This window comes from Ruegeria sp. YKSD179 (genome assembly GCF_059612885.1).
Genome location: NZ_JBXWRL010000019.1, coordinates 1 through 7,357 on the forward strand (window position 1 = coordinate 1; position 7,357 = coordinate 7,357).

The window sequence follows — 7,357 nt, forward strand, 5'->3', positions numbered from 1 at the left end:
CCGCCGTTACACTGCCGTCTTCCGTCGTCATCTTCTCAATGTCCTGAGCGGAGTAAATTGAAAGGCTTTGCCGGACGCGGTCCTCGGAACAGGTGCACCCAAACTGCACCGCCTGCGCGTCATAGACGCGCGGCTGTTCTTCGTGGAAAAGCCGAACCAACAAATCTGTGGGCGCCACGGATGGTCCGATTAGCTCCAGGTCGTCAACTGTATCCAAAAGGATGTTGACGCGTTCCCAGTTTTCTCCCTCTTCTCCGTCAACCAGGTCAGAAGCGGTCAGAATCTCTCCGTTACCGTCCTCCGAGGCAGCAAATGGTGACGCCTTAGGCATGTGTTGCAACATGATTCCACCCGCACGCCAATGTTCTCCAACTTTCGGCTCCGTCGATTTGCCAAAGCTTAGTGAAAACCTTGTCGGTAATTGTTCGGACTGCGCAAAATACGCCTCCGCACACGTGCTCAGCGACCCTCCGGCAAGCGGCGTAATTCCTTGGTAGGGCTGCGTACCTTCGCCTTGGTCAATCATGATCGCAAAGTAACCTTCACCGACCTGATCGAGCGGCGCATTGTCGGTCAAGCGATCCCTGTCAAAACTGGCATAGGCTCTGATCTGCGCAGGTTGCCCTTCTTCCTGAGGCGCATAATAATCAGTCGCTATCATTCGCACTGCGCCTTTGGACTGAACCTGAAGCGACAGTTTCCAGCGCAGAGATACGGTCTGGCCGATTAACGCGGTCAACAAGGCCATTTCGGCTACCAGAGCCTCGACGGTATCTGGGTACTCGTGCTGCTTAAGGATACCGTCTAGTACGCCATCCAAGCGCGCCACACGGCCACGCATATCTGATACATCAAGTTGAAAGGGTAGGACGGTATCGTCCCACGCGATTTTCGTTCCAAGAGACATGGGGTTTCCTTACACGCCAAGGGTTGGCATACCGCCACCATATAGGTTGAACGGACTCGGTTGAAAGGGGCCATACATGATCAGGCGGTTTGGCGAAAGCCCCGAACGGGGCCGAAAATATACCCGCCGGATTGGAGTGTATTCACTTTTGCCGCAAGGAGATCGCCTTTTGCTGACCTGCCAAAGGCAACCTGATCCGGATTTGCAACTGCCAGGCGGTGGAATTGACCCGGGCGAGTCTCCAGTCGCCGCTTTACATCGTGAAGTGTTCGAAGAAACCGGTTGGTCAATCGCTGCACCACGCCGTGTCGGCGCATTTCGCCGCTTTGTCTTTATGCCTGAATACGATCTTTGGGCCGAAAAAATATGCCTGATTTACTGCGCCCGTCCGGTCCGATGCAAAGGCCTTCCAACAGAACCCTTCCATGAGGCTTTGTGGATGCGAACTGCGGATGCTGCCCATTTATTGGGAAACGCCGGAGATCGGCATTTTGCGTCGCTGCTGCTTCGTGATCTTTAGGGACCATTGTATTCAAAGAAGACCGCCGAAACATCATCATCCATTCCGCCCTTGGGCGACATGGCTTGGGTCAACTGCCAGAACAAATCATCTAAAAACTCTGACCCCTCTGCCAAGGTTGCTGCGCATTCAAGGGCCATTCTTTGCAACCCGGTTTCGTCCAACAAACTTCCATTCAGCAGACGGCATTCAGTAAATCCGTCAGAATACAAAAGCAACCTGTCGCCCGGTTCCAGAAAGACGTCAGTCTGTTGAAATGGCGCGTCTGGCAGCAAACCAATCGGCAGACCACCGTCGCCTAAAAACTCGGTGCTGCCATCACGCCTCAAAAGAAGTGGGTGAGGGTGTCCGGCCTGTACCATCTTGAGGTGCCCGTTCCTCAGGTCGACAGTGGCATATGCCATGGTGAAATTTTCTTCAATTCCTGTGTCAGCCATCAATCGTGAGTTCAATACCTTTGCCACCTCCTCTGGTGGCAGCAAAGCGTAAAAACTATTGAAGCGCTGTTCCATCGCGACGTTTTGATCGAAGTGTTTGCTTGAAAGATATCCCCCCAGACGCGCTGTCATCATCGCCGAGGTTATACCATGTCCTGAAACGTCGATGCTGTAGAACCCAAGCCGGTTAGCTCCTGGCGAAAACATCCCAACAAGATCTCCACCTATATGGCCGCATGGCTTCAGCAACAAACTGACCTTGGATGCGCCAAATGACGCCTTTAACTCTGGCACCAGAGATTCTTGAATTTTGCGCGCCTGCATCAAATCCTTGTCGATCGCGTCATGAGCCAGCCGCAACTCTTCCAGCGCGGCTTCAATCAGCTGGTTCTTCTCTGAAAGTTCGCGCTGCATAAGAAGTATGCGGGCCCCAGCGGCAATGCGAGCGCGCAACTCGTCAGCCTCCAGCGGCTTGATCAGGAAATCGTCCGCACCAGTATCCAATCCGCGCGCAACTTCCTGTTTTTCGCTTTTGGCTGTCAACAATATGAAATAGCTATAATGCCTGCTTTCCAATTCCCGGAAAGCTTTGCAAAATTCAAGTCCGCCCATACCGGGCATTACCCAATCGCTGAGGACCAAATCAGGCTGCTCCAACCTGCAGATGGCAATTGCTTGCTCGCCATTCTCAGCTTCGAGTACTTCGAATCCCCATTTCTTGAGAGAAGCCGCCAGAATTCGACGCTGCAGGCGGCTGTCGTCGACGATCAGTACCTTCCGAATCGCGCCAAAATCCGGCTCTACTCTGACCTCGGATTGTCTGATTCCCGGCACCATGTTTTCCCTGCTGGTCTTTTTCTCCTTCAGCTTATGAGCTGGGCACTTAATATCTGGTGAAACCCCGATCTTGCCGCCCTTAACGGGGTGTTTACCCGGAACTGAATATCGTCGGACACTCGAGGTAAAGGTGGGGGCAGGCCATGATAAATTGGCCCAGAGTCAAGCAGTTGTGGGACGAAGTGGGCAGTGATGAATTCGAGGCGATTCTACGGATTTTTCTACGGGAGGTGCAGGGCGTAATTTTACGTCTGCAACAAGAAACGGAACGCGGGCAAATTGAACAGAATTTGCACTTTTTAAAAGGTAGTGCTTCGAGTTTGGGCTTTGATCAGGTTTCCAAATTATGCCAGGACGGAGAAAGGCGCGCCGCCGCGGGTAATGAAATGGACGCGCACGTTGCAGAGATTGTCGCGGCGTTTTATGCCTCGAAAACAGAGTTTGACACAGAACGAAAGAGGCACCTGCGCTGACTTAGATCACGAACTGTGCCAGCGTTTCGTCCTCGGTAATGTCGGTGTAGGTGAATCCAGCGTCATCCAAATGTGCTAGAAGGCGGACGAAGTTTTCAGGCTTACGCGTTTCGATCCCGATTAGAACCGAACCGAAATTGCGCGCAGACTTTTTCATGTATTCAAACCGGGCGATATCATCATCGGGACCTAAAACGCCAAGAAATTCTTTTAGGGCACCCGGACGCTGCGGTAGCCGAAGAATAAAGTACTTTTTGACGCCCAGATAGCGTTGCGCACGCTCCTTGACTTCGGGCAAACGCTCAAAGTCAAAGTTTCCTCCCGAAGTGACGCAAACCACGGTTTTGCCCCGAACGAAACTTTGGACGTCGCCAATCGCTTCTATTGCGAGAGCTCCCGCAGGCTCCAGAACGATGCCTTCAACATTCAGCATCTCGATCATTGTCGTGCAAATTCGATCCTCGGAAAGAACAAGAACATCCGATAAGTGACGCGACTTCAGTAACTCAAACGGTTTCGCACCAATCCTTCCTACAGCAGCGCCATCAACGAATGTGTCGATATGATCCAGCGAAACTGGGTGGCCAGCAGCGAGCGCAGCGCGCAAACAGGCCCCACCAGAAGGTTCTACGAACAGGCAGTGGGTGCTTTCTCCAAACCACGTCGCAACACCGGCGGACATACCACCGCCGCCGACCGGCAATATTATATGATCCGGCGTATCACTCAATTGGGTTTCGATTTCGACCGCCAAAGAGGCCTGGCCTTCAATCACGTCGTCATCGTCAAAAGGCGATAGAAAATATCCGCCTTGCTTGGTGCACCATGATTTCGCGGCGGCCAACGTGTCATCAAAGTAGTCTCCAATCAGATGAATTTCGACGTTATCGCCGCCAAAAATCCGGGTCTTCTGGATTTTTTGCTGCGGTGTTGTGACGGGCATGAAAATTACGCCTCTCAAACCTAAGTGTTTGCACATATAAGCCACGCCTTGCGCGTGGTTCCCTGCGCTTGCGCAAACGAAAAGGTCCTGTTCCGGCCGCTTGCGCATCGCGTTGTACGCACCTCGAATCTTGTAGGACCGCACCGGGCTTAGGTCCTCGCGTTTCAACCAGATTTCTGCACCATAACGGTCTGACAGGTGCGCGTTCCTCTGCAGTGGGGTAGCGGGGAAAACAGATCGCATCGCCTGTTCAGCAGCTCGGGCGCGGGTCAAAAAATCACTCATAACCGGTTCACTGCCGTATCACTGTAGAAAGGGCAAGGAATACATATGTGTACGGATGCTCGGTGGGACCTGCTCATTTCGACGACTTGGACAGCCTCAGCTTGCCGAAATACAAGAATTCGCATTGAACATAACCAAGACGGCACTATACCGACCCAGATTCCTGGGTACCGGCTTTTTAAAATCTGACAAATTATCGCCTTTAGATCGGCCCTAATAGTTCTTTCTGAGCCGACAGGTTAAGACTCCAGCTGGACTGAATTGCTTGGCATCTTCTCTTACAAGTTCCTTTGACACGTGACTTTTCGGCCCTGAATTTGCCCGGTTTGCTCGCAAATCTATCCATCCAACATTTCAAATCCTGTAGTGCGTCAATCCACGCAACTTGCCCCCACGTTCAAAACCCGCTAGGGGCCAATCGTTCTACGCATAAAGGGAAGTCAGATGTCCGCGCCCAAGAAAGTTGTTCTGGCCTATTCCGGTGGCCTCGATACCTCGATCATCCTGAAATGGCTGCAGACCGAGTATGGCTGTGAGGTTGTGACCTTCACTGCTGATCTGGGTCAGGGCGAGGAACTAGAGCCTGCCCGCAAAAAGGCCGAGCTGCTGGGTATCAAACCTGAAAATATCTATATCGAGGACATTCGCGAAGAGTTCGTTCGCGATTTTGTCTTCCCGATGTTCCGCGCCAACGCGCAATACGAAGGCCTTTACCTTTTGGGCACCTCGATCGCCCGGCCGCTGATCTCAAAACGCCTTGTAGAAATTGCGGAGGCGACCGGTGCGGATGCTGTTGCCCATGGCGCGACTGGTAAAGGCAATGATCAGGTCCGATTTGAGCTGGCTGCCTATGCGCTGAACCCAGACATCAAAGTTATCGCTCCATGGCGGGAGTGGGACCTTACAAGCCGTACAAAATTGCTGGAATTCGCTGAAGCCAATCAGATACCTATTGCCAAGGACAAACGCGGTGAAGCACCGTTTTCAGTCGACGCTAACCTGTTACATACGTCTTCCGAGGGTAAAGTTCTGGAAGACCCTGCCGATATGGCCCCAGACTATGTATACCAGCGCACCGTCCACCCCGAGGATGCCCCAAACGAGCCAGAATACATCGAGATCGGCTTTGAAAAAGGCGATGCCGTAAGTATCAACGGCGAAGCGATGAGCCCCGCAACGATCCTGACAAAGCTGAATGAATATGGCGGTAAGCATGGGATTGGTCGTTTAGATCTGGTCGAAGGACGTTTTGTAGGTATGAAATCACGCGGTATCTACGAAACCCCGGGCGGTACTGTCCTGCTGGAAGCGCACCGTGGCATCGAGTCGATAACCATGGACCGAGGGGCGATGCATCTGAAAGATCAGCTGATGCCGCAATATGCCGAACTGATCTATAATGGTTTTTGGTACAGCCCAGAACGCGAGATGTTGCAGGCTGCGATAGACAAGTCCCAAGAGCATGTCACTGGGACCGTTCGCGTTAAGCTTTACAAGGGATTGGCCTCGACCGTGGGTCGCTGGTCAGACCACTCTTTGTATTCCGAGGCGCACGTGACGTTTGAGGAAGATGCTGGGGCCTATGATCAAAAAGATGCTGCAGGGTTCATTCAATTGAACGCACTGCGCCTCAAGTTGCTTGCTGCGCGGGATAAGCGTCTAAAATAATAACACGCAAAAGTTGATTTTCTGTTACTGAACACAACTTTGCCTAACAAATGTCCGTTTGATTTATTTCAAAAAGGGGCCGACTCCGCCGCGGGTTGGCCCTTTCTTTTTGGCAGCATGATTGATGATCTTATGCACACGGACGGGGAATATAACCTTTCTGCTGATTTCGAATTTCGGGGAACAGCGAAAGAATTTTTTGGGATTTGGATTGTTAACCTGCTTTTGTCAATTCTGACTTTGGGCATCTACAGCGCTTGGGCCAAGGTTCGAACCAAAAAGTACTTTTACCAGAATACCTATGTCGCAGGGCGCAACTTTGATTATCACGCCACTGGAAAGCAGATTTTGATAGCAAGGCTGATAATTCTTGTTTTAGTTATCGCCTCTGCTCTGCTGTCAATTATTCCGTTTTTGAACATAGTTTTGTCGCTGACGCTTTTGATGTTGATCCCATACTTGTTGGTCAAGTCATTACGCTTCAATGCCCATATGACCAGCTGGTTCAACGTTCGGTTCGCCTTTAATGGTACAACCGGATCCGCCGCTTTGAATTACTACCTTTACCCGATCATCGCCATATTGACGTGGTTTACAACGTGGCCCTTTGTGGCACGATCGGTTCAACGGTTTCACGTGAATGGGCACAAATTCGGGCAAACACCACTATATTTTGATAGCCCGATAAAACCGTTCTATACGGCGATGCTGGCAGCTTTTGCCTGGGTATTGGTAACCGTTATAACCTTGATAGTCATTCTCCAAATTTTCGTCGCCGCACTGACAATAATTGCCGCCCAAATGGACAGCGTCGCTGCTGACACGCAACTGCCGTTTTTTGTCGGCGGCACGTTCCAAATCATAACCATTTTGACTATCGGAATTGTGCCTTTTGGCATCATTCCCGCCGTGGCCATCTACCAAGCCATGTTGCGCAACACAGTCTACAATTACACTATTCTTGGTGAAAACCACCGGTTCTATTCGGATATTTCTGCTCTAAGTTTGCTTTGGATTGACATGTCAAACTTTGTCGTCGTGGTGCTGTCGCTGGGTCTGATGCTGCCGTGGGCGCATGTCCGCCGCGCGTCGTACTTGGCCAGCCACACCACATTTGTCCCAGGCGGGCCGCTGGATGAATTCGTTGGCGAAATTACCGCAAACGTTAGTGCAATTGGCGACGCCTACGGTGATATCGAAGGATTCGATATCGGATTCGCGGTCTAAACGCATGGTACATGACGCCCAAAACATTGGTACATCCGTCACCGGGCGCGCCTATCCGCC

7 protein-coding genes are annotated in these 7,357 nt (G+C 51.7%); 4 read left to right on the forward strand and 3 right to left on the reverse strand.

The genetic code is table 11. The annotated features are described in order from the left end of the window. The coding region (hslO, locus tag AC2FNE_RS11600; protein WP_496805430.1) for an Hsp33 family molecular chaperone HslO at nucleotides 1–907 on the reverse strand (907 nt) is incomplete at its 3' end. Nucleotides 908–983: 76 nt separating this feature from the next. Between hslO and AC2FNE_RS11605 the strand changes: the two genes are divergently transcribed. Beyond that, a complete protein-coding gene (locus AC2FNE_RS11605; RefSeq protein ID WP_170606463.1) occupies nucleotides 984–1,427 on the forward strand; it encodes an NUDIX hydrolase in 444 nt (147 codons plus the stop codon). On the opposite strand, the gene AC2FNE_RS11610 is transcribed toward AC2FNE_RS11605, so the two are convergent. Continuing rightward, complete coding sequence (locus AC2FNE_RS11610) at nucleotides 1,424–2,701, reverse strand: PP2C family protein-serine/threonine phosphatase (RefSeq protein WP_496805431.1); 1,278 nt, start codon at nucleotides 2,699–2,701, stop codon at nucleotides 1,424–1,426. The genes AC2FNE_RS11605 and AC2FNE_RS11610 overlap by 4 nt on opposite strands. A 143-nt stretch (nucleotides 2,702–2,844) precedes the next feature. On the opposite strand from AC2FNE_RS11610, the gene AC2FNE_RS11615 reads away from it, so the two are divergent. Further along, nucleotides 2,845–3,174 carry an Hpt domain-containing protein gene (locus tag AC2FNE_RS11615; protein WP_170606467.1) on the forward strand — a complete coding sequence of 110 codons (330 nt, stop codon included), beginning with the start codon at nucleotides 2,845–2,847 and terminating at the stop codon, nucleotides 3,172–3,174. Nucleotide 3,175: 1 nt separating this feature from the next. Here AC2FNE_RS11615 and ilvA read toward each other — a convergent pair whose 3' ends face one another. Then, the gene (gene ilvA, locus AC2FNE_RS11620) at nucleotides 3,176–4,402 is read right to left on the reverse strand and encodes a threonine ammonia-lyase IlvA (RefSeq protein ID WP_170606469.1); all 1,227 of its coding nucleotides are present in this window, start codon (nucleotides 4,400–4,402) and stop codon (nucleotides 3,176–3,178) included. Nucleotides 4,403–4,846: 444 nt separating this feature from the next. Here ilvA and AC2FNE_RS11625 point away from each other — a divergent pair, with 444 nt between their 5' ends. Further along, nucleotides 4,847–6,070 carry an argininosuccinate synthase gene (locus tag AC2FNE_RS11625; RefSeq protein WP_170606471.1) on the forward strand — a complete coding sequence of 408 codons (1,224 nt, stop codon included), beginning with the start codon at nucleotides 4,847–4,849 and terminating at the stop codon, nucleotides 6,068–6,070. A 117-nt stretch (nucleotides 6,071–6,187) separates the two neighbouring features. Next, nucleotides 6,188–7,297, forward strand: coding sequence for a YjgN family protein (locus tag AC2FNE_RS11630; protein ID WP_496805432.1), 1,110 nt, complete (start codon nucleotides 6,188–6,190; stop codon nucleotides 7,295–7,297). Nucleotides 7,298–7,357: the final 60 nt, after the last annotated feature.

What these genes read in the sequence shown, in the direction of transcription:
- AC2FNE_RS11615 (WP_170606467.1), top strand. Translation starts at nt 2,845, where the DNA reads ATGATAAATTGGCCCAGAGTCAAGCAGTTGTGGGACGAAGTGGGCAGT.
- AC2FNE_RS11630 (WP_496805432.1), top strand. Translation starts at nt 6,188, where the DNA reads ATGATTGATGATCTTATGCACACGGACGGGGAATATAACCTTTCTGCT.
- ilvA (WP_170606469.1), bottom strand. Translation starts at nt 4,402, where the DNA reads ATGAGTGATTTTTTGACCCGCGCCCGAGCTGCTGAACAGGCGATGCGA.
- AC2FNE_RS11625 (WP_170606471.1), top strand. Translation starts at nt 4,847, where the DNA reads ATGTCCGCGCCCAAGAAAGTTGTTCTGGCCTATTCCGGTGGCCTCGAT.
- AC2FNE_RS11605 (WP_170606463.1), top strand. Translation starts at nt 984, where the DNA reads ATGATCAGGCGGTTTGGCGAAAGCCCCGAACGGGGCCGAAAATATACC.
- AC2FNE_RS11610 (WP_496805431.1), bottom strand. Translation starts at nt 2,701, where the DNA reads ATGGTGCCGGGAATCAGACAATCCGAGGTCAGAGTAGAGCCGGATTTT.